10 tRNA genes and 2 rRNA genes are annotated in these 1,502 nt (G+C 48.7%); all 12 read right to left on the bottom strand.

Annotated features, from left to right (window positions below):
- A 16S ribosomal RNA gene (locus BJU60_RS14685) occupies positions 1-162 on the bottom strand; the annotation flags it as partial.
- A gap of 100 nt (positions 163-262) precedes the next feature.
- A tRNA-Pro gene (locus BJU60_RS14680) sits at positions 263-339 on the bottom strand.
- Positions 340-346: 7 nt separating this feature from the next.
- Positions 347-423, bottom strand: a tRNA-Arg gene (locus tag BJU60_RS14675).
- A gap of 6 nt (positions 424-429) precedes the next feature.
- Positions 430-514, bottom strand: a tRNA-Leu gene (locus BJU60_RS14670).
- A gap of 7 nt (positions 515-521) precedes the next feature.
- A tRNA-Gly gene (locus BJU60_RS14665) sits at positions 522-596 on the bottom strand.
- Between the two features lie 21 nt (positions 597-617).
- A tRNA-Leu gene (locus tag BJU60_RS14660) sits at positions 618-698 on the bottom strand.
- Positions 699-735: 37 nt separating this feature from the next.
- Positions 736-811: transfer RNA gene (locus BJU60_RS14655), tRNA-Lys, on the bottom strand.
- A 12-nt stretch (positions 812-823) separates the two neighbouring features.
- Positions 824-899 (bottom strand) — tRNA-His (locus BJU60_RS14650).
- A gap of 10 nt (positions 900-909) precedes the next feature.
- Positions 910-985: transfer RNA gene (locus tag BJU60_RS14645), tRNA-Thr, on the bottom strand.
- A gap of 9 nt (positions 986-994) precedes the next feature.
- A tRNA-Phe gene (locus BJU60_RS14640) sits at positions 995-1,070 on the bottom strand.
- Positions 1,071-1,094: 24 nt separating this feature from the next.
- A tRNA-Asp gene (locus BJU60_RS14635) sits at positions 1,095-1,170 on the bottom strand.
- A gap of 83 nt (positions 1,171-1,253) precedes the next feature.
- A 5S ribosomal RNA gene (rrf, locus tag BJU60_RS14630) occupies positions 1,254-1,369 on the bottom strand.
- Between the last annotated feature and the right edge of the window lie 133 nt (positions 1,370-1,502).

Genomic DNA, 1,502 nt, shown 5'->3' with positions numbered 1-1,502 from the left:
TATCCCAGACCTGAGGGCAGGTTCTTTACGTGTTACTCACCCGTCCGCCGCTCATTCCGTCGACTTCCCCCCGAAGGGTTCCGTCGATTTCCTGCGCTCGACTTGCATGTATTAGGCACGCCGCCAGCGTTCGTCCTGAGCCAGGATCAAACTCTCCAAAGAATTTGATATAGCTCTTGAAAATGACGAAGCTTGCGCTTCAATCAAAACTTGTAAAACTTTTTTTGCCTCATCGTTCAGTTTTCAAAGACCAAAAAATAAATGGTCGGGAAGACAGGATTCGAACCTGCGACCCCTTGGTCCCAAACCAAGTGCTCTACCAAGCTGAGCTACTTCCCGTTATAAATGGTGCACCCTGAGAGATTCGAACTCCCGGCCTTTAGATTCGTAGTCTAACGCTCTATCCAGCTGAGCTAAGGGTGCATAAAATGCGGTCGAGAGGACTTGAACCTCCACGGTGTTAACCACCACTAGGCCCTCAACCTAGCGCGTCTACCGATTCCGCCACGACCGCGTATTAATGGAGCGGAAGACGGGATTCGAACCCGCGACCCCGACCTTGGCAAGGTCGTATTCTACCACTGAACTACTTCCGCAATATGAGTTTTGATTAGAGATGCGGGTGAAGGGACTCGAACCCCCACGTCAAGGACACTAGATCCTAAGTCTAGCGCGTCTACCAATTCCGCCACACCCGCATATAATATTCAAATATAACTATTAATTAATGAGAAATGGTGAGCCATGCAGGGCTCGAACCTGCGACCCTCTGATTAAAAGTCAGATGCTCTACCAACTGAGCTAATGGCTCATTAATTTAAAATGGGGCGACTGAAGGGAATTGAACCCTCGAATGCCGGAATCACAATCCGGTGCGTTAACCACTTCGCCACAATCGCCATGAAAAAATGGTGCCGGCGAAAGGATTTGAACCCTCGACCCTCTGATTACAAGTCAGATGCTCTACCAACTGAGCTACACCGGCAGGTGTAAATGGTGGCTTTGGACGGAATCGAACCGCCGACACAAGGATTTTCAGTCCTTTGCTCTACCAACTGAGCTACAAAGCCAACTTATTAAGTTTAAATTAAAAATGGCGGTCCCGACGGGATTCGAACCCGCGATCTTCTGCGTGACAGGCAGACATGTTAACCGCTACACCACGGGACCGTTTGTAAAACTATTTGTATCGACTCCACCTATTTTAAATGTCAATTAGGATAAAGTCAATAAGTTTTGTAAAAAAATAAAAAGCCTGGCAACGTCCTATCCTCACAGGGGGAGACCCCCAACTACTTTCGGCGCTGAAGCGCTTAACTTCCGTGTTCGGCATGGGAACGGGTGTGGCCGCTTCGCTATCGCCACCAGACAAGGGAATTGTTCCCTGAAAACTGAAGACTCATCAAGTTCAAACCGTTTCTAGATCAAAGCCTCGACCGATTAGTATCATTCAGCTCCACACGTCGCCGTGCTTCCACCCATGACCTATCTACCTCATCGTC

This window comes from Exiguobacterium aurantiacum, from assembly GCF_001766415.1.
In the GTDB taxonomy this organism is placed as follows: Bacteria; Bacillota; Bacilli; order Exiguobacteriales; family Exiguobacteriaceae; genus Exiguobacterium; species Exiguobacterium aurantiacum_A.
The sequence above is the reverse complement of the archived record's forward strand: the minus strand, read 5'-3'. Positions and strand labels throughout refer to the sequence as shown.